Annotated in this window: 23 protein-coding genes; 9 read left to right on the top strand and 14 right to left on the bottom strand. The window is 69.7% G+C overall.

Features of this window, described 5'->3' with window-relative positions:
* Window positions 1-71 precede the first annotated feature (71 nt).
* Window positions 72-728: a glutathione S-transferase family protein gene (locus tag AC0IYU_RS23245; protein WP_472121526.1), complete on the top strand. Its 657-nt coding sequence runs from the start codon at window positions 72-74 to the stop codon at window positions 726-728.
* Window positions 725-1,723, top strand: a complete 999-nt coding sequence (locus tag AC0IYU_RS23240; RefSeq protein ID WP_472121523.1) for a flavin-nucleotide-binding protein — start codon at window positions 725-727, stop codon at window positions 1,721-1,723. Before AC0IYU_RS23245 ends, AC0IYU_RS23240 begins: the two co-directional genes overlap by 4 nt.
* Here the strand turns inward: AC0IYU_RS23240 and AC0IYU_RS23235 are convergent.
* Complete coding sequence (locus tag AC0IYU_RS23235) at window positions 1,681-2,835, bottom strand: cytochrome P450 (protein WP_472121520.1); 1,155 nt, start codon at window positions 2,833-2,835, stop codon at window positions 1,681-1,683. The genes AC0IYU_RS23240 and AC0IYU_RS23235 overlap by 43 nt on opposite strands.
* 82 nt (window positions 2,836-2,917) lie before the next feature.
* Between AC0IYU_RS23235 and AC0IYU_RS23230 the strand changes: the two genes are divergently transcribed.
* Complete coding sequence (locus AC0IYU_RS23230; protein WP_435488057.1) at window positions 2,918-3,619, top strand: ArsR/SmtB family transcription factor; 702 nt, start codon at window positions 2,918-2,920, stop codon at window positions 3,617-3,619.
* 21 nt (window positions 3,620-3,640) lie between these two features.
* On the opposite strand, the gene AC0IYU_RS23225 is transcribed toward AC0IYU_RS23230, so the two are convergent.
* From AC0IYU_RS23225 to AC0IYU_RS23190, 8 genes are all read right to left on the bottom strand, one after another.
* Window positions 3,641-4,636 carry a Bug family tripartite tricarboxylate transporter substrate binding protein gene (locus AC0IYU_RS23225; RefSeq protein ID WP_472121517.1) on the bottom strand — a complete coding sequence of 332 codons (996 nt, stop codon included), beginning with the start codon at window positions 4,634-4,636 and terminating at the stop codon, window positions 3,641-3,643.
* 137 nt (window positions 4,637-4,773) lie between these two features.
* Complete coding sequence (locus tag AC0IYU_RS23220; RefSeq protein WP_472121515.1) at window positions 4,774-5,784, bottom strand: Bug family tripartite tricarboxylate transporter substrate binding protein; 1,011 nt, start codon at window positions 5,782-5,784, stop codon at window positions 4,774-4,776.
* 128 nt (window positions 5,785-5,912) lie between these two features.
* A complete protein-coding gene (locus AC0IYU_RS23215) occupies window positions 5,913-7,430 on the bottom strand; it encodes an AMP nucleosidase (protein WP_472121512.1) in 1,518 nt (505 codons plus the stop codon).
* A gap of 34 nt (window positions 7,431-7,464) precedes the next feature.
* The gene (locus AC0IYU_RS23210) at window positions 7,465-8,013 is read right to left on the bottom strand and encodes a TIGR00725 family protein (RefSeq protein WP_472121509.1); all 549 of its coding nucleotides are present in this window, start codon (window positions 8,011-8,013) and stop codon (window positions 7,465-7,467) included.
* Window positions 7,964-8,785, bottom strand: coding sequence for an ABC transporter permease (locus tag AC0IYU_RS23205; RefSeq protein ID WP_472121506.1), 822 nt, complete (start codon window positions 8,783-8,785; stop codon window positions 7,964-7,966). Before AC0IYU_RS23205 ends, AC0IYU_RS23210 begins: the two co-directional genes overlap by 50 nt.
* 19 nt (window positions 8,786-8,804) lie before the next feature.
* Entirely contained in the window at window positions 8,805-9,884 is a 1,080-nt protein-coding gene (locus tag AC0IYU_RS23200) for an extracellular solute-binding protein (RefSeq protein ID WP_472121503.1), read from the bottom strand.
* Window positions 9,885-9,920: 36 nt separating this feature from the next.
* Window positions 9,921-10,949 carry an ABC transporter ATP-binding protein gene (locus AC0IYU_RS23195; RefSeq protein WP_472121501.1) on the bottom strand — a complete coding sequence of 343 codons (1,029 nt, stop codon included), beginning with the start codon at window positions 10,947-10,949 and terminating at the stop codon, window positions 9,921-9,923.
* Window positions 10,950-10,956: 7 nt separating this feature from the next.
* A complete protein-coding gene (locus AC0IYU_RS23190) occupies window positions 10,957-11,724 on the bottom strand; it encodes an ABC transporter permease (protein WP_435488063.1) in 768 nt (255 codons plus the stop codon).
* Window positions 11,725-11,911: 187 nt separating this feature from the next.
* On the opposite strand from AC0IYU_RS23190, the gene AC0IYU_RS23185 reads away from it, so the two are divergent.
* Entirely contained in the window at window positions 11,912-12,826 is a 915-nt protein-coding gene (locus tag AC0IYU_RS23185) for a LysR substrate-binding domain-containing protein (RefSeq protein ID WP_435437634.1), read from the top strand.
* 28 nt (window positions 12,827-12,854) lie between these two features.
* Complete coding sequence (locus tag AC0IYU_RS23180) at window positions 12,855-13,763, top strand: ketopantoate reductase family protein (RefSeq protein ID WP_472121498.1); 909 nt, start codon at window positions 12,855-12,857, stop codon at window positions 13,761-13,763.
* Here the strand turns inward: AC0IYU_RS23180 and gorA are convergent.
* Complete coding sequence (gene gorA / locus AC0IYU_RS23175) at window positions 13,760-15,121, bottom strand: glutathione-disulfide reductase (RefSeq protein WP_472121495.1); 1,362 nt, start codon at window positions 15,119-15,121, stop codon at window positions 13,760-13,762. The two genes, AC0IYU_RS23180 and gorA, sit on opposite strands and share 4 nt — an antisense overlap.
* A 148-nt stretch (window positions 15,122-15,269) precedes the next feature.
* On the opposite strand from gorA, the gene AC0IYU_RS23170 reads away from it, so the two are divergent.
* From AC0IYU_RS23170 to AC0IYU_RS23160, 3 genes are all read left to right on the top strand, one after another.
* Complete coding sequence (locus AC0IYU_RS23170; RefSeq protein ID WP_472121492.1) at window positions 15,270-17,315, top strand: PEP/pyruvate-binding domain-containing protein; 2,046 nt, start codon at window positions 15,270-15,272, stop codon at window positions 17,313-17,315.
* Window positions 17,316-17,517: 202 nt separating this feature from the next.
* On the top strand, window positions 17,518-17,931 hold the full coding sequence (locus AC0IYU_RS23165; protein WP_472121490.1) for a hypothetical protein: 414 nt from the start codon (window positions 17,518-17,520) through the stop codon (window positions 17,929-17,931).
* Between the two features lie 73 nt (window positions 17,932-18,004).
* On the top strand, window positions 18,005-18,415 hold the full coding sequence (locus tag AC0IYU_RS23160) for a rhodanese-like domain-containing protein (RefSeq protein ID WP_435488068.1): 411 nt from the start codon (window positions 18,005-18,007) through the stop codon (window positions 18,413-18,415).
* 117 nt (window positions 18,416-18,532) lie between these two features.
* Here AC0IYU_RS23160 and AC0IYU_RS23155 read toward each other — a convergent pair whose 3' ends face one another.
* The 3 genes from AC0IYU_RS23155 to lysM form a co-directional block, all read right to left on the bottom strand.
* The gene (locus AC0IYU_RS23155; RefSeq protein WP_435488069.1) at window positions 18,533-18,982 is read right to left on the bottom strand and encodes a DNA-binding protein; all 450 of its coding nucleotides are present in this window, start codon (window positions 18,980-18,982) and stop codon (window positions 18,533-18,535) included.
* On the bottom strand, window positions 18,930-19,538 hold the full coding sequence (locus AC0IYU_RS23150) for a nucleotidyltransferase domain-containing protein (RefSeq protein ID WP_472121488.1): 609 nt from the start codon (window positions 19,536-19,538) through the stop codon (window positions 18,930-18,932). The genes AC0IYU_RS23155 and AC0IYU_RS23150 overlap by 53 nt, the downstream gene beginning before the upstream one ends.
* Before the next feature lie 222 nt (window positions 19,539-19,760).
* On the bottom strand, window positions 19,761-20,234 hold the full coding sequence (lysM, locus tag AC0IYU_RS23145; protein WP_472121485.1) for a peptidoglycan-binding protein LysM: 474 nt from the start codon (window positions 20,232-20,234) through the stop codon (window positions 19,761-19,763).
* A gap of 149 nt (window positions 20,235-20,383) precedes the next feature.
* Between lysM and AC0IYU_RS23140 the strand changes: the two genes are divergently transcribed.
* Entirely contained in the window at window positions 20,384-21,169 is a 786-nt protein-coding gene (locus tag AC0IYU_RS23140) for a type III pantothenate kinase (protein WP_472121482.1), read from the top strand.
* A gap of 12 nt (window positions 21,170-21,181) precedes the next feature.
* On the opposite strand, the gene AC0IYU_RS23135 is transcribed toward AC0IYU_RS23140, so the two are convergent.
* Window positions 21,182-22,510, bottom strand: a complete 1,329-nt coding sequence (locus AC0IYU_RS23135; RefSeq protein WP_472121479.1) for a serine hydrolase domain-containing protein — start codon at window positions 22,508-22,510, stop codon at window positions 21,182-21,184.
* Window positions 22,511-22,523 lie beyond the last annotated feature (13 nt).

The following is a 22,523-nucleotide window of genomic DNA, read 5'->3' as shown; positions in this document are numbered from 1 at the left end:
TTCATCGAGCGCAAGAGAGAAGAATCGGCACAACGCCCCCACCGGCACTCCTCACTCCTGAAAGGCCCTCCATGAACGCCGCCGCCGCTCGACCCGCCCAGCCCATCAAGCTCTACGGCTCTGCAATTTCAGGGCACGTGCACCGCGTGCGCCTGTTCCTCACGATGCTCGGGCTGCCGTTCGAGACCGTCGAGCTCGACATGCGCAGGGGCGAGCACCGCGCGCCGGAGTTCCTGGCGCGCAATCCCTTCGGTCAGGTGCCGGTGATCGACGACGGCGAACTCACGCTGGCCGACTCCAACGCCATCCTGGTCTACCTCAACGAACGCTATGCGAGCGACCCCGCGCGCTGGATGCCGCGCGACGCGGTGGGCGCGGCGCGCGTGCAGCGCTGGTTCTCGGTGGCCGCCGGCCCGCTGGCGTACGGCCCGGCGGCGGCGCGCATCATGGCGCTGTTCGGCCTGGCCACCGACCCGACGGAAACCGTCGCGCGCTCGCATGCGCTGCTGTCGGTGATGGAGCTGCACCTGCAGCAGCAGGCCTTTCTCGCGGGGCCGGCCGCCACGCTGGCCGACATCGCGAACTACGCCTATGTGGCGCATGCGCCTGAAGGCAGCGTGTCGCTCGCCACCTACCCGAGCGTGCGCGGCTGGCTCGAACGCGTGGAGGCCTTGCCCGGCTTTGTTCCGATGGTGCGCACGCCCGTCGGGCTGGCGGAGGTCGCATGATCGCCGCGCCGTTTCATGCGGGCGAACGTGCGCTGCAGTCGTTGGCAGGTTCGCGCGAGCAGATGGAGTTCGCGGGGCCACGCGTCATCCGCGACCACATGCCCGACCAGCACCGCGCGTTCTTCGCGCAGCTGCCGTTCCTCGTGGTGGGCAGCCTCGACGCCGGGCTGCAGCCCTGGGCCAGCGTGCTGGCCGCACCGGCCGGCTTCATGCACTCGCCCGACGCCACGCACCTGCGTGTCGATGCCTTGCCCGCCGCGGGCGATCCGCTCGCCGGCCCGTTGGCGCAAGGCGCCACGCTGGGCCTGCTCGGCATCGAGCCGCACACGCGGCGGCGCAACCGCATTAACGGCACGGTCGAGGCGCTCGATGCCGCGGGCTTCACGGTCGCTGTGCAGCAGAGCTTCGGCAACTGCCCGCGCTACATCCAGGCGCGCGAGCCCGCGCTCGCTTCGAACCGGGGCAATGCGCTGCCCGTGCAGCCGGCGCAGTGGCTCGACAGGCTCGACCTGGCCGCGCACCGCCTCATCGGCAGCGCAGACACGCTGTTCATCGCCACCGCCTACCCGAACGAAGCGGCGGCCGGCGACGAGGCCGATGCGAGCTCGCACGGCGTCGACGTGTCGCACCGGGGCGGGCGCCCGGGCTTCGTGCGCATCGACGGCGACGACACGCTCACCGTGCCCGACTTCAACGGCAACCGCTTCTTCAACACGCTGGGCAACCTGGCCGCGCACCCGCGCGCGGGGCTGCTGTTCATCGACTTCGACAGCGGCGACCTGCTGCACGTGGCGGTGACGGCCGAGATCGTGTGGAGCGGGCCTGAGGTCGAGGCCTTCGAAGGCGCGGAACGGCTGATGCGCTTTCACGTGACGCACGCGCTGCGCCGCCCGGCGGCATTGCCGCTGCGCTGGAGCGACGCGCAGCTGTCGCCGCACCTCGCGGGCACCGGTCAGTGGAACACCGGAATGCGCGCGTTGGCCGACGGCCGGTAGCGCCAGCCGCGCAGGCGCTGCGCTGCGAGGTCGGTCGCGGGCATGCGGGCCAGCAGGGCTTGGAGGCCGGCCGCCGCCAGCGTGCAGGCCAGGGCCTGGCCCGGACAGGCGTGCACGCCATGGCCGAAGCCGAGCATGCGGCGCTGGGCGCGCATTGGCATGAAGCGGTCCGGGTCGGGGTTGAACAGCGGGTCGCGCTGGGCCGAGGCCAGCAGCACCAGCACCGCGTCGCCTTCGGCCAGCGTGGTGCCCGCGATGGCGACGGCCTCCACTGCAAAGCGCCGCGTGTTCTGCACGGAGGGGTCGTGCCGCGCCGTCTCTTCAACCACAGCCTGCAGCCCATCGCGCGTGCGGACCGCTTCGCGCAGCGAAGGCTCGCGCATCACGGCGACCAGGCTGTTGCCGAGCAGGCCCGCCGTGGCATCGCAGGTCTGCGACAGCAGGCCGACCAGGTTCGCGAGCAACGCGCGTGACGGCGGCGCGCTGTCGGCCAGCACGCCGTGCAGCAGCGTGCCGTGCCGCGGCGGCGCGCCGGCCACCAGCGCTTCGAAGCGTGTCATCAGTGCGCCCGCCGCCGCGCTGGCGTCCTGCAGCTGGCCGGCCGTGGACAGCGGCGACAGGCAGGCGACGAAGTCGCGCATCCACCGGTCGACCTGCGGCAGTGCGACGTCGGCAAAGCCCAGCAGGTGCGCCACCGATTGCACGGGCATCGAAAACAGCGTGTCCGACAGCGGCTGCCGTTCTGGCACGCGCTGTGCCACCTGCAAGGCGGCCTCTCGCACCGCGTGCAGGTCGAGCCCGGCCAGCGCCCGCTGCAGCGCGGGCCGGTGCGCCGCATGCGCCGCGCCGTCGTTCATGCGCACCAGGTGGCCGAACACCTCGCCGGCCGCGCTGCCCAAGAGGACACGGGGCACCGGTTCCGCCGCCGGTCGCACGCGCAGCGCACCGTGCACCTGCAGCACCTGCGCGACGACGTCCGCGCGGCTCGCGATCCACACGCGCAGCGCATCGTTCCATGCCAGCGGCGGTCCTTCGCGCAGGGTTGCGTAGTACGGATAGGGGTCGGCATGCGTGGCGGCCGCGACCGGGTCGGCGGGGGTGTCAGAGTTCATGCGCCCAGTGTGCGATCGACACTGCCGCCACACTTCGCCCGCGAGCGAAGTGTGGGATGCGCCGCCGTTCTACGATGCGCCGATGGACACCACCGACTCGCCTTCATCCAGCGCCGACTTCCAGCTGGCCCGCCTGGCCGGCGCCATCGCCGAGCCGGCGCGCGCCCGCATGCTGAGCTGCCTGATGGACGGCCACGCGCGCACCGCGACCGAGCTCGCCACCGTGGCCGAGGTGGCCGCGTCCACAGCGAGCGCGCACCTGGCACGGCTGAAGGAAGAGCGGCTGGTCGAGCTGCTGGTGCAAGGCAAGCACCGCTACTTTCGCCTGGCCAGCCACGACGTCGCCGCCGCGCTCGAAAGCCTGATGGTGCTGGCCGGCGCCCCGCGCACGCCCGCCTTCGAGCCCAGCACGCCGAGCCGCCTGCGCAGCGCGCGCACCTGCTACGACCACATGGCGGGCACGGCCGGCGTCGCGCTGCACGACCGGCTGCATGCGCAGGGCTGGCTCAGCGGCCTGCAGAGCGGCTCGTACGAGCTGACGCCCGAAGGCGCGATCGCGCTGCAGAGCCTGGGTGTCGACGTCGATGCGGTGCGCCGCTCGCGCCGCCGCTTCGCCTGTGCCTGCCTGGACTGGAGCGAGCGGCGTGCGCATCTGGGCGGCGCGCTGGGTGCCGCATGGCTGCAGCTGTCGCTGCGCCGGGGCTGGGTGCGCCAGGCGCTCGACGGGCGCGCGCTCACGCTGACGCCGAAGGCGCAGCGCGAAATGCCGGAGCTGTTCGCCTGAGGCGAACGGCGTGCCGCAGGATCAGGCCTTCAGCTTCAGCAGGTAGATCAGCGGCCCGGCCATGGCCGTGTCCAGGTCCAGGAAGCTCTCGAAGTCCTTGCCCGCCATCCAGTACGCGTCCCAGTTGTTGCGCTTGATGGTTTTTTGCCAGAGGTCGGCCGCGGTGGCGCGGCGCACCGCTTCGAGCAGCACGGCGCGGCGTTCGGCGGGCACTTTCTTGCCGGTGAGCACGCCGCGCCAGTTGGCGAGGTCGGCGTCCACGCCCTGTTCGCGCACCGACGGAATGCCCTGGAAGGGGCGCTTGGCCGACACGCCGATGGCACGCAGCTTGCCGTTGGCCAGTTGGTCCGCGAATTCGCTGTAGCCCGAGATGCCGGCCGCGGCCTTGCCCGTTTCGAGCGCCTCCACCACCTGCGCGCCGCCCGGGTGCGCCTGGTAGGCCAGCGAGCCCGCGTTGCCCGCCACGCGCGCCAGCATGCCCGCGTACATGTGGTCCACGCCGCCGGCCGAGCCGCCCGCGATGACCGTCTTCGCGGCGTCGGCGCGCAGTTGCGCGATCAGGTCCTTGGGCGTCTTGATGGGCGAGTCGGCCTTCACCGCCACCACTTCGTAGTCGCTGGTGAGCCGCGCCACGGGCGCGACCTGCGCCAGGGTGACGGCGGGCTTCTGCAGCGCGACCGCGCCGACCATGACCATGCCGCTCATCAGCAGGGTGTCGGGGTCGGCGTCGTACTTCTCGACGTATTTCGCCAGGCCGATGGTGCCGCCCTTGCCGCCGATGTTCTCGTAGCTGACCTCGCCCACCGCGCCTGCGGCCACCATGGCCGCGCCGAGCGCGCGGCCGGTCTGGTCCCAGCCGCCGCCTTCATTGGCAGGAATGACGATGCGCAGCTTGGGTGCCAGTTGCGGTTCGGCCGCGCCCGACATCCTGGGCCAGAGCGCGGCGGGCACCACACCTGCGGCCATCCATGCGGCGAGGCTTCGGCGAGAGAGGCCGACGGGCGCGGAATGCGGCATTTTGTTTCCGATTGTCTGTAAAAGTAACCGGATGATGTCCGAAAACCGTGTCAGCCCTTCACATTGATTGCCTAGGGAAAACCCGGGTCACCGGGCCGCAACGGTCTTTGCCCGGCAGCTTCGATGCGCCTGGGGAATCAGGCTTTCAGCTTGAGTTGCTGAATCAAGGGACCGGCTGCCGCCATGTCGAGCGCGAGGAAGTTCTCGAAATCCTTGCCCTCCAGCCAGAAGGCTTCCCAGTTGTTGGTTTTGATGGTTTTCTGCCACACATCGGTGGCGGTCGCGCGGCGCACCACCTCGAGCAGCGCGGTCTTGCGGTACGGCGGCACCTTCTTGCCGGTGAACACACCGCGCCAGTTGGCGAGGTCGGCGTCCACGCCCTGTTCGCGCACCGACGCAATGCCCAGGAACGGACGCTTGGCCGACACGCCGATGGCGCGCAGCTTGCCGCTGGCCAGGCCTTCGGCGAACTCGCTGTGGCCCGAGATGCCGGCCGCGGCCTTGCCCGATTCCAGCGCCTCGACCACCTGTGCGCCGCCTGCGTGCGCCAGGTAGACCAGCGACGCGGAGGCGCCCGCCGCGCGCGCCAGCAGGCCGGCGAACATGTGGTCCACGCCGCCGGCCGAGCCGCCCGCGATGACGGTGGCGGCGGCATCCGCGCGCAGCTGCGCGATCAGGTCGCTCGTGCTCTTCAGGGGGGAGTCGGCCTTCACCGCCACCACCTCGTAGTCGCTGGTGAGGCGGGCGATGGGGGTCATGTCGGCCAGCGTGACGGCGGGCTTCTGCAGCGCGAGCGCACCGACCATGACCATGCCGCTCATCAGCACCGTGTCGGGGTCGGCGTTGTACTTCTCGACGTACTTCGCCAGGGCGAGCGTGCCGCCCACGCCGGGGATGTTGTCGTACACCACGCTGCCGACCGCGCCAGAGGCCAGCATGGCCGCGCCGAGCCCGCGGCCGGTCTGGTCCCAGCCGCCGCCCGGCTCGGCGGGAATGACTATGCGCAGCCTGTTGCTCAGCGGGGCGTCGGCGGCGTTCGCGCCGGCGGGCCACAGTGCGGCGCCCCCGGTGCCGGCAACGGCGGCCGAAGCCGCGATCCATGCCGAGAAGTGTCGGCGCGAGACAAAGGCGGAAGGCGACTGCGGCATCTTTTTTCCGGTTGACTGTGGGTAGTCCGGATGATGTCCGCGAAACACCGCAATCCCCCACCCCCGCAGGCGGGGACAAACCCTGATGGACGCCCGCGCCCTGCGGCAACAGGCCCGCAGGGTCGTTCCTACTGGAACGCCACCTCGGCAAAGCTGCGCAACTTGCGGCTGTGCAGCCGCGTGGAGCCCTCTTCGCGCAGGATCTCGATGGCCCGCATGCCGATGCGCAGGTGCTGCTCCACGCGCTCGCGGTAGAAGTGGTTGGCCATGCCGGGCAGCTTGATCTCGCCATGCAGCGGCTTGTCGCTCACGCACAGCAGGGTGCCGTAGGGCACCCGGAAGCGGAAGCCGTTGGCCGCGATGGTCGCGCTTTCCATGTCGAGCGCCACCGCCCGGCTCTGGCTGAAGCGGCGCTGCGGCTGGTTGCCCGGCAGCAGCTCCCAGTTGCGGTTGTCGGTGCTGGCCACGGTGCCGGTGCGCATGATCTTCTTCAGGTCGGGCCCCTCGTAGCGCGTGACGTCGGCCACCGCCTGCTCAAGCGCGAGCTGGATCTCCGAGAGCGCCGGAATCGGCACCCACAGCGGCAGCTCCTCGTCGAGCACGTGGTCCTCGCGCACGTAGGCGTGGGCCAGCACGTAGTCGCCCAGCTGCTGCGTGTTGCGCAGGCCGGCGCAGTGGCCCAGCATCATCCAGGCGTGCGGACGCAGCACGGCGATGTGGTCGGTGATGGTCTTGGCGTTGGCCGGACCGACGCCGATGTTGGTCATGGTGATGCCGCTGTAGTCCTCGCGCACCAGGTGGTAGGCCGGCATCTGCGGCAGCCGCGGCGGGGCGGTGCCCTGGCTGCCGTCGAGCAGGTGGCCGAAGGTCTGGCTCTGGCCGGCCGCCAGCCCGCGCCGGCGCGTGATGACGTTGCCGGGCTCGATGAACGCCACGTACTCGCTGTTCTCGTCGGCCATGGCCTCGTGGCCCAGGCGCACGAACTCGTCGATGTAGAACTGGTAGTTCGTGAACAGCACGAAGTTCTGGAACCACTCGGGCGCGGTGCCCGTGTAGTGGCGCAGGCGGTGCAGCGAGTAGTCCACGCGCGCGGCCGTGAACAGCGACAGCGGCTGCGCCTCGCCGTCGCGCGCCTCGTAGGTGCCGTTGGCGATGCCGTCGTCCATCACGCCCAGGTCGGGCAGGTCGAACACGTCGCGCATGAGCGCGCGGCGCTCGTTGCTCATGGTGCCTTCGATGTGGTCGTTTTCGGCGAACGAGAAGTGAATGGGAATGGGCTGCGTGCTGGTGCCCACCTCGATCTCGACCTGGTGGTTTTCCAGCAGCAGGCGGAACTGGTCGAGGTAGTAGCGCGAGAACAGGTCGGGCCGCGTCAGCGTGGTCTCGTAGCGGCCGGGGCCGGCCACGAAACCGTAGCTCAGGCCGGCGTTGGCCGGCGGCGTGTGGCGCGAGACGGTGTGCGTGTGCACCCGCACGAACGGGTAGCAGGCCCGCACCCGGCCCGGCAGCGCCTCGCCGGCCACGAAGCGCAGCATCGACTCGCGAAGGTGGGCGATGCCGCCCTGGTAGATGGCCTTGACCTGGTCCAGCGCGGCGGCTGCGTCGGTGAAGCGGGCGGGGGCGACGAAGGTGGGCATGTAGGGCATGACGGCATTGTGCAGTGCCACGCGTGCCGGCATCTCAGTCCAGCAGGCAGCCCAGCACCTTCACCAGCATGTCGTTCACATCCACAGCCTGCACGGCGCCCGGCAGCTCCACGTCGCCGTGCATCACGAACACCGGCTTGCCCCATTTCAGCCCCATCGCCATCTCCGACAGCGTGCCCATGTTGCCGCCGATGGCGACCAGGCACACGCCGCTGCGCGCGATGATGCCGTTGCGCATCTCGCCCATCCCGGTGGGGATGGCCACGCTGAGCCACTCGTTGGCGTTGCGGTCGTCTTCCTCGGGCAGGATGCCCACCGCAATGCCGCCGGCCTCCACCGCACCGCGCGAGGCCGCGGCCATCACGCCGCCGCGCCCGCCGCACACCACCGCCATGCCCGCGCCGGCCAGCGCGTGCGCCACCGCATAGGCGGCTTCGCACTCGGCCGGCCCGCCGTCGCCCGGGCCGAGGATGGCCACCGGCTGTCGGTGGCGCGCGGGCCCCCACTGCCGCTGCGCCAGGCGCGTCAGCGCCTCAGTGACCGGCGCCGACAGCACCGCGCTCGCGCCTTCGCGTAAAGACATCGCCCACTCCCATCACGATCACACACACCACCATCAGCACCAGCGACAAGGCCGCCGCCACCGCGAAATCGGAACCGCCGTCGCCCACCTGCGCCAGCAGCATCAGCGGCAGGATGTTCAGCTGCGTGCCAACCAGCGCCAGCGCCGTGCCGTAGGTGCCCATCGCAATCGCGGCCACCATGCAGGCGTTCGACAGCACCGAGGGGATCACCTCGGGCACCACCGTGTCCCAGAACGCGCGCGCCTTCGATGCACCCAGCGTGCGCGCCGCCTGCGCCGGGCGCAGGTCGAGGTTCGCGAACACCGGGTACAGCGACAGCGCCACGCGCGGAATCAGGTAATAGGCATAGGCGAAGCCCAGGCCCGACACGCTGTAGATCCAGCTGCCGATCAGCGCCGGGTCCGCGCCCAGCCCCGCCAGCAGTTGCGTGACGAAGCCCGCGCGCCCGAAGGCCAGGATGAAGCCGTAGGCGATCACCAGGCCCGAGAACGCGAGCGGCAGGCCCAGCAAGGTCATCATCCATTGGCGCCGGCCTTCGGGCTGGCGCGCCAGCTCGATCGCGATGCACGTGCCCACCAGCGCAGACACCGCGCCCGCCGCCAGCCCCAGGCCCAGCGTGTTGCGCAGTGCCCCGAAGAACAGCGCGTTGCCGAACAGCCGCCCGAAGGCGCTGCCGCCGTTGGCAAAGGCCTCGGGCAGCAGCGCCGCCAGCGGCACCGCGAAGAACAGCGCCATGAAGGCCCATGCGGGCCAGGCGCCAAAGCGTCGCATCACGGCCGGTTCTTCCTGCCTACTTGCCCAGGGCGGCCAGCGCCCAGAGCTTGTCGACCTCGGCCTTGCGCTCCGAGGCCTTCACCACGTCGAGCGGACGGATCTGCGGCGCGGCGGGCATCTTGGCCGCGATGTCGGCCGACAGCGGCGTGCCCGGCACGGCGGGGCGCACGAAGCCCTGCGCGAACAGCGACTGGCCCGCCTCGCTCATGACGAAGTTCAGCCACAGCTTGCCGGCGTTGGGGTTCGGGCCGTTCTTCACCAGGCTGATGGCGTAGGGCGCGGCCACGCTGGCTTCCTTCGGAATCACGACCTCGGCCGCGTCGCCCATGCCGTCGACGTGCTTGGCCTTCAGGCCGTCGTTCTCGTAGCTGATCCACACCGGGATCTCGCCCTTCAGGAACTTGGCGTACGGCGTGGTGCCTTCCACGCGCAGCACGTTGCCGGCGGAGTGCAGCTTGCCCAGGTAGTCGGTGCCGGGCTGCACGTTGTCCACGCTGCCGCCGTTGGCGTAGGCCGCGGCAAAGGTCAGCACCTGGCCGATGCCGGTGGAGCGCGGGTCGAGGTACACCACCGAGCTCTTGTATTCGGGCTTGAGCAGGTCGGCCCAGCCCGTGGGCACGTTCTTCACCAGTTTCTTGTTGACCAGGAACGCGATGTTCAGCGTGTGGATGGTGAACCACCGGCCCTCGGCCTCGCGGAACACCGGGGGCAGCTTGTCGAAGTTGGCGGGCTTGAAGGGTGCGACCACATCCTTCTTCGCGGCATCGACGCCCGAGGCCGCGAAGTAGTAGGCGGTGTCGGCCTGCGGGCGGCGCTTGGTCTTTTCGAGCGCGACCACGGTGGCGGCCGAGCCGATGTCGTTGTAGGTCAGCTCGATCTCGGGGTAGCGCTTCTTGAAGGCCGCGAACAGCGACTTCCAGTTGGCCCATTCGGGGCCGGTGTCGAAGGACACGCACAGGCCTTCCTTCTGCGCCTCGGCGTACAGCGCCTTCTCGCCCGCGTAGAGCTCGGGGCCGTCGAAGGCGAAGGCGGTGCGGGCCGCGAGCGTGGACAGGGACAGTGCGCCTGCGGCCTGGATCAGATGTCTGCGTTGCATGGTGGCTCCTTGGAGGAAATGAAGGAAAAGGCTGCGTCAGTGGTCGAGCAAACGAAGGTGTTCGGGCGCGATGGCGATGGCCTGCGCGGCGGGCATTGCCGACTCGGCGAGGAAGGGCCTGGCCGCGCCCGGCACCTCGAAGTCGTAGCGCGTGAGCGCGCCCAGGTAGCGCTGTGCGCCGGTGCGGCCCGCCAGCAGGTTCAGGCTGCCGGGCGCCGGGTCGGGCCGGATGTGCTCGGGGCGCACCAGCACGTGCACCGCCGCGCCGAAGGCCCGTGTGCCGGTGGGCGCGGCGAGCTCGGCAAAGCCCAGGTCGATGCGGTCGGGGCCGCTCACCTTCGCAGGCAGGATCGTCGATAGCCCGACGAACTCGGCCACCGCGCGGCTCGCCGGGTGCTCGTAGATGTCGCGCGGCGTGGCGATCTGCAGCAGCCGGCCGTCTTTCAGCATGGCCACGCGGTCGGCCATCACCAGCGCTTCTTCCTGGTCGTGCGTGACCAGCAGCGTGGTGGCGTTGAAGCGCTGCTGGATGGCGCGGATCTGGTCGCGCAGGTGGCCGCGCACGCTGGCGTCGAGCGCCGACAGCGGCTCGTCGAGCAGCAGGGCGCGCGGGTCGATGGCCAGCGCGCGGGCCAGCGCCACGCGCTGCTGCTGCCCGCCGGAGAGTTGCGCGATGCCGCGCTGCGCGTAGTCGCCCAGCCCCACGATGTCGAGCAGGTCCTGCGCGCGCTGGCGGCGCTCGGCGGTGGCTACCTTGCGCAGCTTGAGCCCGTAGGCCACGTTGTCGAGCACGCTCAGGTGCGGAAACAGCGCATAGCTCTGGAACACCATGCCGATGTGGCGCTGGTGCACCGGCGTGCGCGACATGTCGTCGCCGCCCAGCGCGATGCGCCCGGTGTGGCCCGTCTCCAGGCCCGCCACCAGCTTCAGCAGCGTCGACTTGCCCGACCCGCTGGGCCCGATCACCGCGACCAGTTCGCCGGTGCGCACGTCCAGCGACACGTCGTGCAGGCCGTGCGTGCTGCCGGGGTAGTTGTAGCTGACGTTGTCGAGAAGGAGGCTCATGGGAGGGTTACGCGCGTTGCTTCACCAGGGAAGAAGACAGGAGGGCCGACGCGCTCGCCAGCACGAGAAGAATGACCGTGGCCGCGCAGGCGAAGCCCGTGGCGCCGTAGAAGGCCTGCAGCAGCACGACAGGGTAGGTGCGGTTCTGGAAGCTCGTGAGCAGGTTCGACACGCCGAACTCGCCCACCGAAATGGCCGCCACCATCACCAGCCCGCTGATCAGGCTCTGCCGCACGCTGGGCAGCACGATGCCGGTGAACTGCTGCCAGCCCGAGGCACCGAGCGTGGCGGCCGCCTGTTCGAGCCGGCCCAGGTCGAGGTGGCGCAGGTCGGCCAGCAGCGTGTTGGTGAGGTAGGGCAGCGTGAGGATGGCGTGCGCCGCGATCAGCAGCGGCATCGAGCCCAGCCAGGGCGCCAGGTCGGTGTTGAACACGATCATGTAGCCGAAGGCCATGGTGATCGGCGGCACCGCCACCGGCGTGGCGCTCACGATGCGCGCCGCGAGGCTGCCGCCGCGCCGCGCGCCGTGGTACAGCGCATAGGCCAGCGGCAGCGCCAGCACGGTGTTGATGGCGCAGGCCGACATGGCCACCACCAGGCTGCTGACGAAGGCCTTGCGGAACGAGGTGTCGAGCCACAGGTCGACGTACCACTGCCCCGTGATGCCCGTGGGCAGCAGCGTGTTGGTCCAGTTGCCGCCCAGGCTGCCGATCATCAGCAGCGCGATGGGCAGCAGCAGGTACAGGCCGTAGATGAGCGAGATGCCGCGAACCAAGGTTGTCTCCAGTGTCTTGAGCAGCCGGCATACTTTCCGGATGCGCTACTGTCTGCGCAGGGCGTGCCGCAGCAATGTCCCGAATTCTAGGAAGCGCATGGGCACCCATGGGTGAATGTTGGATGACGACACTTGAGCAATTGGAAAATGTTTTTCACGCAGCTTTCACACATGAGGGCCAGGCCGCATGAAGCGTGACTGCCCCACCATCCAGGAGCTGCTGGCTTTCGACGCCGTGGCGCGGCACCAGAGCATCACGCTGGCGGCCGGTGCCCTGTGCATCACCGTGAGCGCGGTCAGCAAGCAGATCGCGGGGCTCGAGGCCTTCCTGGGCCGCGAGCTGCTGCAGAAGAACGGGCGCGGCGTGCAGCTCACGCCGCAGGGGCGCGTGTACTGGCAGAAGATTTCGGGCGGCCTGCGCGCCATCGAGACCGCCACCTTCGAGGCGCGCTCGGGCGATGCCGGCGCCGGCCTGCTCACGCTGGCGAGCGTGCCCACCTTCCTCACCAAGTGGCTCATTCCGCGCCTGCCGGCCTTCAGCCAGAAGAGCCGCCACGTCATGTTGAGCTTCAGCCGCCACCTGGAGCCCAGCGACGGCATTCCGGCCGGCGTGGACGCCGCCATCCGCTACGGCCCCGACGGCTGGCCGGGGGTGGTGTCGGAGTACATCGCGGGGCGCGAGTTCGTGCTGATCGTGGCGCGCACGCTGGTCGAGGGGCGCCACCGCATTGCCCAGCCCGCCGACATCCTGGGCCACACGCTGCTGCACCACGAGGGCGCGCCCACCGCCTGGCGCCAGTGGGCCGCGCAGCACGGCGTGCCCGAGGTGCAAACGGTGGCCGGCCCGCGCTTCGCGCAGTACTCGGCGCTGATCCAGGCGGCGCTCAATGGCCTGGGCATCGGCCTGGTGCCCAGGCTGCTGGTGCAGGAAGAGCTGGCCGAAGGCGCGCTGCTGAGCCCGTGCGGCACGCCGGTGAACGTGAACCAGGGGCACTACCTGTGCTACCGGCCGGACCGGCTCGACCTGCCGGCCTTCGCGGCGTTTCGCGCGTGGCTGCTCGACGAAGGCGTGGCCTCGCGCGGCGCGGAGGCCGAGGCATGATCCGTGAAACATCCAAAGGGTCGAACCGATGAAAGTCGCAGTGATGGGCGCCGGCGCAGTCGGCTGTTACTACGGCGCCATGCTGGCGCGCGCGGGCCACGAGGTGGTGCTGATCGGGCGGCCTTCGCATGTGGCGGCCGTCCAGGCGAAGGGCCTGCGCCTGGAAACCAGGGCCTTCGACGAACACGTGCCGCTCGCCGCAAGCACCGAAGCCGGCGCGGTGCAGGGCGCCGACCTGGTGCTGTTCTGCGTGAAGTCGACCGACACCGAAGCGGCCGCCGCGCAGATCGCGCCGCACCTCGCGCCCGGTGCGCTGGTGCTCACGCTGCAGAACGGCGTGGACAACGACGCGCGCGTGCGTTCGGTGCTGGCGTCGAACGAGGTGGCGGCCGCCGTGGTCTACGTGGCCACCGAGATGGCGGGGCCGGGCCATGTGAAGCACCACGGCCGCGGCGAGCTGGTGATCGCGCCGTCGCGGCGCAGCGACGAAGTGGCGCGGCACCTGATCGCGGCCGGCGTGCCCACGGAGCTTTCGAGCAACGTGCGCGGCGCGCTCTGGGCCAAGCTCACGCTCAACTGCGCCTACAACGCGCTCTCGGCCATCGCGCAGCTGCCCTACGGCGTGCTGATCGAGGGCACCGGCGTGACCGACGTGGTCCGCGACGTGGTGGCCGAATGCCTGGCCGTGGCCAAGGCCGAAGGCATCGAGGTGGTCGGCGACACCGACGCCGCCGTGCGCGGCATTCCGCAGACCATGCCCTCGCAATATTCATCGACCGCGCAGGACCTGGCGCGCGGCAAGCTCAGCGAAATCGACCACCTCAACGGGCTGGTCGTGCGGCGCGGCGAGGCACTGGGTGTGGCCACGCCCGCCAACCGCGTGCTGTTCGTGCTGGTGAAGCTGCTCGAAGGCAAGCAGCAGGCAGTTCGTGCCTAGCCTGGCATCGGCTCGCGCATCGTCACGAACTCTTCCGCAGCCGTCGGGTGGATGCCGATGGTGCTGTCGAACAGCGCCTTGGTGGCGCCCGCGCGCATCGCCACGGCAAAGCCCTGCACCACTTCGCCCGCATCCGCGCCCACCATGTGCAGGCCGACCACGCGGTCGCTCTTCTTGTCGACCACCAGCTTCATGAAGGTGCGCTCGCTGCTGCCCGACAGCGTGTGGCGCAGCGACTTGAACTCGCTGGAGAACACCGTCACTTCGCCGAACTTCGCGCGCGCATCGATCTCGCTGTAGCCGCAGGTGCCGATGTTCGGGTGCGTGAACACCGCCGTGGGAATGAACTCGTAGTCGAGCCGGCGCTTTCCCTTGCCGAACAGTTCGTCGACCACCACCATCGCCTCGGCCAGCGCCACCGGCGTGAGCTGCACGCGCGTGGACACGTCGCCCACCGCGTAGATCGACGGCACCGAAGTGCGGTAGTGCGCATCGACCGCGATGGCGCCCTTGTCGTTCAGCTTCACGCCCGCGGCCTCCAGGCCCAGGCCCTGGGTGTTGGGCACGCGGCCCGTGGCGAAGAGCACCGTGTCGGCCTCCACCTGCTGGCCGCGCGCCAGCGTGACGGTGAGCCCGCCGTGCGCACTGCGCGCGACCGATGCAGCCTCGCAGTTGAGCCGGATCTCCACGCCGGCCTTGCCCATCTCGTTGGCGACGAACTGCCGCACGTCGTCGTCGAAGCCGGTGAGCAGGTGCGCTCTGCGGTGCAGCTGCGTCACCTTGGCGCCCAGGCCGTTGAAGATCGATGCGAACTCGCAGGCGATGTAGCCGCCGCCCACCACCAGCAGGCGCTTGGGGAAGGGCTCGAGGTCGAACATCGCATCCGAGGTCACGATGTGCTCGCGGCCCGGAATGTCGGGCACGAAGGGCGTGCCGCCGGTGGCCACCAGCAGGTGCTTCGCGGTGTGGCGCTTGCCGTCGATTTCCACCGTGTGGGCGTCGATGAGCTGCGCCCAGCCGGTGATGAGCGTGACGCCCGAATTCTTCAGCAGCGAGCCGTAGATGCCGTTGAGCCGGCCGATCTCCTTGGCGCGTTGCTTCTTCAGGTGCGCCCAGTCGAAGTTCGGTGCTTGGGGCAGCGTCCAGCCGTAGCCCGCGGCTTCCTCGAAGGCTTCGCCGTAGCCTGCGGCATAGCTGTAGAGCTTCTTGGGAATGCAGCCCACGTTGACGCAGGTGCCACCCAGGTCGGCGGCCTCGGCCAGGCCGACGCGGGCGCCGGTCTGCGCGGCCATGCGCGCGGCGCGAACGCCGCCGCTGCCGCCGCCGATGACGAAGAGATCGAAGTCGAATGTGCGCATGAAAGCTTGCTCCTAGGCCGACGACTGTAGCGGCGGGCCGAAGGCGGCGTTGCCGGCGGGGCTTGCGCGGCGGCGCGTGGGGCGCGCCGGCGTTGCGGCACGCGAGAATCCGCTGCCGTTGCCCACCGGTGGCAAGGAGGAAACTTCCATGAAAAATAACGAGAACACCCGTCCATTGGCCCTATGGCGCTCCCGAAACAGGAGCGCCATGGCGCTGTGCCTGGGGCTTGCCACCATGTGGGCGGCCACGCCCGCTGCCGCCCAACTTGCGCGCAAGCCCTCTTACTACCAGCAGCAGAACCAGCCGCAACCCGAGGGCCCCGCCGCGCAGCCGGTGCCGCGCCCGTCGGTGCCGTCGTCGCTGCCCGCGCTGCGCAGCCAGGGCGACTTCGACCGGCTGGCGCGCGTCTACGACCCCGGCACGCCGATGCAGCTGGCGCACGTGCTGTTCGCCATCGACCGGCAGGCCAGGCCGCCGCGCATGCACTACATCGACACGCCGCGCTACCAGCTGCATGTGCGCTTCCTGCGCGATACGCGGCTCGTGCCGAACACCGTCAAGCGCGAGATCGACCGCAACTACCTCGTGCCCGAGCGCCGCTTCCTGTTCGGCACGCTGAGCTGGCAGCAGAACATCGGCAGCTTCACCTACGAGTTCTGGGAAGGCGACCGGCTCACCGCGGCGCTGCTGCGGCAGGCCGACGCGCAGGTGAAGGCCAGCTTCTTCGCGCCCGTGAAGTTCAAGACCAACTCCACGCTGCACGAGCGCGTGGCGAAAGAAACCGGCATCGACTTCGTGAGCCAGGAGGCGCTGATCCGCGAGCAGCCCTACCTGCCGATGAACCTGGGCACCGCGACCGGCCGCGTGCGCATCGTGGACGACCCCTCGGGCCTCAATGCACTGCTGCCCGACGACATCGCCGTGCTGCGCCAGGTGCCGATCAACCTGCCGCCGGTGGCCGGCGTGCTGACCGAGCGCGCGTCGACCGCGCTGTCGCACGTCAACCTGCTGGCCAAGGGCTGGGGCATTCCGAACGCCTATGTGCGCGACGCGGCCACGGTGCTGAAAGAACACGCCGGCCAGTGGGTGGCGCTGAAGGTGGCGGCCTCGGGCTACCAGGTGCGCCGGCTCACGCCCGAAGAGGTTGCCGCGCTGCCGCCGCGTGCCGCGCGTGCGGCCGCCACCGGGGCGGTGCCCGGCAGCGCGCGCGCCATCCAGCCCGACCTGCGCGAAACCCGCCTGCTGCCGCTGGCCGCGCTGCGCGCACGCCACAGCGCGCAATGCGGCGTGAAGGCCGCGAACCTCGGCGCGCTGCAGGCCGCGCACATTGCGGGCACGTCGGTGCCCGACGGCTTCTGCATTCCGTTCGCGCACTACGAGCGCTTCATGCGCACCCACGGCCTGGCCGGGCGCATCGCGCGCATGCAGCAGCAACCGGGCTTTTCGAGCGACCCGCAGCAGCGGCAGAAGGCGCTGGCGCAACTGCGCGACGAGATCGTGCAGTGGCCGGTGGACGCGCCCACCGCGGCCGCATGGCGCGCCGCGTGGCAGTCGCAGCTGGGCGGTGGCGGGGTGTTCGTTCGCAGTTCGTCCAACTCCGAAGACCTGCCCGGCTTCAGCGGTGCGGGGCTCTACACCACGGTGCCCAACGTCAAGACCGGCGACGGGCTCGAAGCGGCGGTGAAGAAGGTCTGGGCCTCGGTGTTCAACCCCGAGGCCTGGGAGGCGCGCAGCGCCGCGGGCTTCGGCGCCGAGACGGTGCGGATGGGCGTGTTCGTGCAGACCGCCATCGACGCCACCAACGCCGGCGTGATGATCACGCGCGACCCGTTCGACGCGGGCCATCCGCACGTCACCTACATTTCGGCCAAGCGCGGCATCGGCATTCGCGTGGTCGAGGGGCAGCGTGTGGCGGAGCAGGTGATGTATTCGAGCTGGTCGAAGGCCGTGCAGGTGTTGAGCCGGTCGGCGGAAGACACGGCGCTGCAGCTCGACAAGGACGGCGGCGTGAAGGAGGTGCCGGTCGAAGCGGGGCGCAACGTGCTGACCGACGAACTGGTGGTGCGGCTCGCCAATGTGGGTGCGGCGGTGAAGCGCACCTTCCAAGCGGTGGACCAGGACATCGAGTGGGCGACGGTGGGCGAGCGCATCGTGCTGCTGCAGGCGCGGCCGTATGTGGAGCGGCGGCGCTGATGTGACCGTCGATGTGGCCGCGCGATGCCACGATAGTTTTTGAATCCGTTGCAGCCGGAATCGCGTGCTCCAGATCGAATTTCTATCGTGGCGCTGCGGTGCCGATGGACCTAGGCTCCGCGCATGAGCCTGTCACACACCGAGGGTGCTCGCGCACCACTGGACCTGCGCCACGTCGCCGGAGGGGAAGAGGGGGAAAAAAATGGACCATGGGAACGGCACTGAAGATTTCCAGGAGTCCAGGCATTTCGAGGCGCACGGCGAACTGCGCATGTTTGCCGACGGTGCGGTGTTCGTCGGTGCCCGCGTGGTGTGCGCCGGGGGCGTCACGGTGCGTGTCGAATGGAAGTCGGCGTTCTACCCCGGGCCGCGCTACCGCAGGGACGAAGAGGGCATGCAGGACGGCGTGCAGATGCTTCCGCTCGGCTTCCACGAGGCCTTCGACCTGTACCTGCGGCGGCTGCGGGACGCCCAGGCCGACACCATCGTCGCCAGGTCGGCCGCCGGCGATGCAAGCTCGCTGGACCCCCGGAACCCGACGAAGCCCGACGTTGCGCAGGCCCTGCGCGAAGGCATGCGGCGCGCCGGGTTGCTGGCCGCCGGGCCCTCCTTGTAGAGTGGCAACCAGGGTTTTCACGAAGCGGTGAAAACCCCGATGGTTGACACCCGCACTGCAAGAAAGCAAAGAGATGACAGAACCCGTGGAGAACAAGGGCTACGCCGGCGACGTGACGCCAGAGCAGGCCGCCCAGTGGATGGCCAGCGGCGAGGCCGTGCTGGTCGACGTGCGCACCGACGCCGAACGCGAATGGGTCGGCTACGTGCCGGGCGGCGTGCCGTTGGCCTGGAAGCAGTGGCCGGGCATGGCGATGAACCCCGCGTTCGACGACGGGGTGCGCGCCGCGGCTGCCGATGGCAGGAAGGTCGTGCTGCTGTGCCGCAGCGGCGTGCGTTCCGTGGCCGCTGCCAGGCGCGCGACCGAACTCGGTGTGGAGGCCTACAACATCCTCGAAGGCTTCGAGGGCAACCCCGACGAACACGGGCACCGGGGGCAGGTCGGAGGCTGGCGCAAGCGCGGGCTGCCCTGGAAGCAGAACTGAACGCGCGTCTGCTGCGAGGCCGACGGCCTTGCGTCTGCGCTGCTTGACCATGCGCGCAGCGCCTCGTACAGCTGTGCAGGGCCGGGCAGGATGTCCTTCAGCCCATCGCGTACGCGCTCATGGCGGGGTCAGGAGATCGGGGCGATGGGCTCGGAGCCAGTTTTCGGCGCCGGCCAGCAATTTCGTGGCTTGGTCGATGCAGGCCTGCAGCGTGGCGGTGGAAACCGGGTCGCCTTCATAGTCGCTCACATTGCGTTGCCGACGCAGCGCATCGAGCACGATGATGTCCGGCTGCGCCACGCCCATCGTGAGGCCCAGGCTCTGTATGGCCGTCTGATGGTGGCCGGGTTGGCTGGTGGACGTGCGGTAACCGTTGGCCCACAAAGCCAGCATCGCGCATTGCATGATGCATTTGTAGGCCGCATCGAACCGGTTGTCGGTGCTGAGTTGTGCAATATGCGCGTCGGCCAGATTTCGCCGCGCCGCCTGACGCAGTTTGGCGATGCCCGCGGCATCAGGCTGGTGGGCCTGCAGCCGCCCGATCGCCAGCAAGTTCTGCAAGCTCATCGGCTCCTCCCTTCACAAGCAATTTTGGTTTGGCCAGTATGTCGCGCGCGAATGCGTCGCCACTGCGCGCGCGTTGCGCAAACTCCTCGGGTGTGTAGAGCACCGTGTTCACCTCGCGACCCAGCGCCGCATGCAGAGGAAACACCGCCTGTGCCAGCGTCATGAAATCCACGCTGCCCAACACCAGCAGGTCCACATCGCTGCCCGGCGAGGGCGTGCCGCGCGCCACCGAGCCAAACACCAGCGCCAACCGGATCTGCGCATCCAGCGGCGCCAGCGCCTCGCGCACGGCAGGCACCACGCCATGCGTCTTGCGAAACAGTGCCGCCAGATCCTCGAACAGGGGGTGGCGCGTGTTGGCGTTGTAACGCACCTGATTGCCTTGTTCGCTGCGCAGCAGCAGGCCGGTGCGCGCCAGCTTGTCGACTTCTCGCGCCAGCGTGCCCGCATGGCTGTCGGTCAGTCGCGCAAGCTCCCGCAGATGAAAGGCCGACTGCGGCTGCAGCAGCAGCACCGCCAGCACGCGCTGCCGCGCGGCGGGGAACAGCAGGTCCATCAGGGGGGGGTCGTTGCTCATTAGGCGACGATTGTTGCTAATAAGGCGACATTCAACAAGGCCTGCCGCATCAAATGCGGTGCATTGGTCTGGCCGCGCAAAAGCTCAGGCTCCGATGACTTGCCGCTCGCGCCCCGAACAGCAGCGTCAAAAACACACAGCAGAAACAAAACAGGCCCACCGATCTCCCGGCAGGCCCTTGCAAAGACAACTGAGCGTGCGTCAGCTCAGCGGCGGAATCCGCAGCTTCTGCCCCGGATAGATCTTGTCCGGGTTGCTCAGCATCGGCTTGTTCGCCTCGAAGATCGCGTTGTACTTGTTGGCGTCGCCGTAGTACTTCTTCGAGATGGCCGACAGCGTGTCGCCGCGCACCACGTCGTGGTACTGCGCGGGCGGCGCGGCCGGGGCCACCAGGTCGTTGTCGACGCTGGTCACGTTGGCCACGTTGCCCGCGGCCAGCGAGGCCTTCTCGCTGGCTTCCTGCGACGGCGCGTTGCCCGCCAGGGTGACCACGCCGCTGCTGGCCGTGTAGGTCACCACAAGCGCGGTGAGGCCGAGGTTCTGGGTCTCGATGTAGGTCTTGATGGCCGCCGCTGCGGCCGTGTTCGCGTCCGGTGCGTCCGGGGTGGCGGCGTGGGCCGACGATCCGCCGAACAGTTTTTCACCGGCCTCCTTGATGAAGCTGAGCAATCCCATGGTGTTCTCCTTGTGCCGTGGTGGATGGAAGGTGGAAGCCTTTGAAAGTCGAATGTAGGCGCGTAACGCGGTGCCCGCTCGTAGGCCCATGCCGCGTATGCGACCAGCCCGCCGGCAGGGCCGGGCACAAAGTCGCAATAATCCCGCGCATGTCTTCCCCCTTCCTCGCCATCGACATCGGCAACACCCGCCTCAAATGGGCGCTCTACGACTCGGCCCGCCCCGGTGCCGCGTTGCAGGCGCAGGGCGCCGAATTTCTCGACCACATCGAACGGCTGGCCGAAGGCCCCTGGGCCGACCTGCCGGCGCCCGCGTCCATGCTGGGCTGCGTGGTGGCCGGCGACGCGGTGCGCCGCCGCGCCGAAGAACAGATCGGCGAGCGTTTCGACTGCACGCCCCGCTGGGTAATGCCGAGCGCGGGCGAGGCCGGCATCGTCAACGGCTACGACCACCCCACGCGCCTGGGCGCCGACCGCTTCGTGGCCATGATCGGCGCGCGCCACCGCATGCTGGCCGAACAGGCCGGTGGCCCGCCGCTGCCGATGGTGGTGGTGATGATCGGCACCGCGGTGACGGTCGAGGCCATCGACGCCGACGGCAAGTTCCTGGGCGGGCTGATCCTGCCGGGCCACGGCATCATGCTGCGCGCGCTGGAGTCGGGCACGGCGGGGTTGCATGTGCCGACCGGCGAGGTGCGCGAATTTCCCACCAACACCAGCGACGCGCTCACCAGCGGCGGCACCTATGCCATTGCCGGCGCGGTCGAGCGCATGGTGCAGCACGTGCGCTCGCACTGCGGCGCCGAGCCGGCCTGCTACATGACCGGCGGCGCGGGCTGGAAGATGGCGCCCGTCATGAACGGGCACTTCGAGCTGGTCGAGAGCCTGATCATGGACGGGCTGCTGGTGATCGCCCGCGAACGGGCGGCCGCCTGAACCGCCTGCGGCTCAGGGCCGCATCAGCGCCTCGCCCATCGCCTGGAACGCGGGCAGCGTGAGCGGGTCGTTGGCGCCGTTGGCCGCCACCGGGTGCGCCGCGTAGCGCACGATCACCATCTCGGCCTTCGGGTCCACGTAGATGCTCTGGCCGTGGATGCCGCGCGCCATGTACGCGCCGTGCGGGTTGTGCGACACCCACCACATGTCGCGGTACGACCAGCCCTGCAGCAGCGGGTAGCCGGCCTTGACGAACTTCGCCGGGTCGCCGCCGCGCTGGATGTCCTGCACCACCGCCTTCGGGATGGCCTGCTGCCCGTTGGAGGCACGTCCGTCGTTGCGCAGGGTCTCGCCGAAGCGCGCCAGGTCGCGCAGCACGGTGTTCAGGCCGCCGCCGCCCGACTCGGTGCCGATGCGGTCGACCATGAAGTAGGCGTCCTGCTCGGCGCCGATGCGCCGCCAGATCTTCTCGCTCAGCAGGTCGGCCAGCGACTGGTTGCTGGCGCGGCGCAGCACCCAGGCCAGCACCTCGGCGTTGACCGTCTTGTAGGCGAAGGCATCGCCGTGCTCGCCTTCCTTCTTCAGCGTGGCCAGGAACTCGTAGAACGACTTGGGCCCCGCATAGCCCGGGCCCTGCACCAGCATGCCGCCGGCACGGGCGTAGTCCCAGATCTCGGCCTTGGGGTCGGCGTAGTTCTCGGAGTAGTGCACGCCGACCGTCATGTCCATCACCTGGCGCACGGTGGCGTCGCCGTACGCGGTGTCCTTCAGCTCGGGGATGTACCGGGTGACCAGGGCCGCGGGGTCGAGCTTGCCTTCGTCCGCGAGGATGGCCGCCAGCGTGCCCACGAAGGACTTGGTGACCGACATCGCGATGTGCGGGCGCTCGGGCGTGAGCGCGCCGAAGTACTTCTCGTAGACCACCTTGCCGCGGTGCATCACGAGGATGCCGTCGGTGTAGGTGCCGGAGATCATCTGGGCGAAGTTCAGCGTCTGGTCGCTGCCCAGGGGCTTGAAGGTCACGGCCTCGATCTGGATGCGCGGCGTGGCGGACGGCAGCGGGCTGGCCGCGCCGCTGCCGCGCCACACGTTGGCCGTGGGTACCGTCTCGCGCACGTGCGAGAAGCTCCAGCGCGTGCGCGGAAACACGCCGCCGGCCGGGTTGTCGAAGGTGACGAGCTTGTCGGGCGGGGGCGGAAAGCCCTTCATCCAGCCCAGTGCGTCGACCGAGGTGGCCGCGGGGTCGGGCAGCGCGGCGGGCGCGGGTGTCTGGGCGTTGGAGGTGTTCACTGCGAGCAGGGCGAACGCGGCGGCGAGCGCCGTGCGAATGAAAAGGGACATGTTGTTTCGAGCA

The organism is Variovorax sp. AC103 (genome assembly GCF_979254005.1).
This window is presented reverse-complemented; position numbering and strand designations above follow the sequence as displayed.

What these genes read in the sequence shown, in the direction of transcription:
- AC0IYU_RS23245 (WP_472121526.1), top strand. Translation starts at nt 72, where the DNA reads ATGAACGCCGCCGCCGCTCGACCCGCCCAGCCCATCAAGCTCTACGGC.
- AC0IYU_RS23240 (WP_472121523.1), top strand. Translation starts at nt 725, where the DNA reads ATGATCGCCGCGCCGTTTCATGCGGGCGAACGTGCGCTGCAGTCGTTG.
- AC0IYU_RS23235 (WP_472121520.1), bottom strand. Translation starts at nt 2,835, where the DNA reads ATGAACTCTGACACCCCCGCCGACCCGGTCGCGGCCGCCACGCATGCC.
- AC0IYU_RS23230 (WP_435488057.1), top strand. Translation starts at nt 2,918, where the DNA reads ATGGACACCACCGACTCGCCTTCATCCAGCGCCGACTTCCAGCTGGCC.
- AC0IYU_RS23225 (WP_472121517.1), bottom strand. Translation starts at nt 4,636, where the DNA reads ATGCCGCATTCCGCGCCCGTCGGCCTCTCTCGCCGAAGCCTCGCCGCA.
- AC0IYU_RS23220 (WP_472121515.1), bottom strand. Translation starts at nt 5,784, where the DNA reads ATGCCGCAGTCGCCTTCCGCCTTTGTCTCGCGCCGACACTTCTCGGCA.
- AC0IYU_RS23215 (WP_472121512.1), bottom strand. Translation starts at nt 7,430, where the DNA reads ATGCCCTACATGCCCACCTTCGTCGCCCCCGCCCGCTTCACCGACGCA.
- AC0IYU_RS23210 (WP_472121509.1), bottom strand. Translation starts at nt 8,013, where the DNA reads ATGTCTTTACGCGAAGGCGCGAGCGCGGTGCTGTCGGCGCCGGTCACT.
- AC0IYU_RS23205 (WP_472121506.1), bottom strand. Translation starts at nt 8,785, where the DNA reads ATGCGACGCTTTGGCGCCTGGCCCGCATGGGCCTTCATGGCGCTGTTC.
- AC0IYU_RS23200 (WP_472121503.1), bottom strand. Translation starts at nt 9,884, where the DNA reads ATGCAACGCAGACATCTGATCCAGGCCGCAGGCGCACTGTCCCTGTCC.
- AC0IYU_RS23195 (WP_472121501.1), bottom strand. Translation starts at nt 10,949, where the DNA reads ATGAGCCTCCTTCTCGACAACGTCAGCTACAACTACCCCGGCAGCACG.
- AC0IYU_RS23185 (WP_435437634.1), top strand. Translation starts at nt 11,912, where the DNA reads ATGAAGCGTGACTGCCCCACCATCCAGGAGCTGCTGGCTTTCGACGCC.
- AC0IYU_RS23180 (WP_472121498.1), top strand. Translation starts at nt 12,855, where the DNA reads ATGAAAGTCGCAGTGATGGGCGCCGGCGCAGTCGGCTGTTACTACGGC.
- gorA (WP_472121495.1), bottom strand. Translation starts at nt 15,121, where the DNA reads ATGCGCACATTCGACTTCGATCTCTTCGTCATCGGCGGCGGCAGCGGC.
- AC0IYU_RS23170 (WP_472121492.1), top strand. Translation starts at nt 15,270, where the DNA reads ATGAAAAATAACGAGAACACCCGTCCATTGGCCCTATGGCGCTCCCGA.
- AC0IYU_RS23165 (WP_472121490.1), top strand. Translation starts at nt 17,518, where the DNA reads ATGGACCATGGGAACGGCACTGAAGATTTCCAGGAGTCCAGGCATTTC.
- AC0IYU_RS23160 (WP_435488068.1), top strand. Translation starts at nt 18,005, where the DNA reads ATGACAGAACCCGTGGAGAACAAGGGCTACGCCGGCGACGTGACGCCA.
- AC0IYU_RS23155 (WP_435488069.1), bottom strand. Translation starts at nt 18,982, where the DNA reads ATGAGCTTGCAGAACTTGCTGGCGATCGGGCGGCTGCAGGCCCACCAG.
- AC0IYU_RS23150 (WP_472121488.1), bottom strand. Translation starts at nt 19,538, where the DNA reads ATGGACCTGCTGTTCCCCGCCGCGCGGCAGCGCGTGCTGGCGGTGCTG.
- lysM (WP_472121485.1), bottom strand. Translation starts at nt 20,234, where the DNA reads ATGGGATTGCTCAGCTTCATCAAGGAGGCCGGTGAAAAACTGTTCGGC.
- AC0IYU_RS23140 (WP_472121482.1), top strand. Translation starts at nt 20,384, where the DNA reads ATGTCTTCCCCCTTCCTCGCCATCGACATCGGCAACACCCGCCTCAAA.
- AC0IYU_RS23135 (WP_472121479.1), bottom strand. Translation starts at nt 22,510, where the DNA reads ATGTCCCTTTTCATTCGCACGGCGCTCGCCGCCGCGTTCGCCCTGCTC.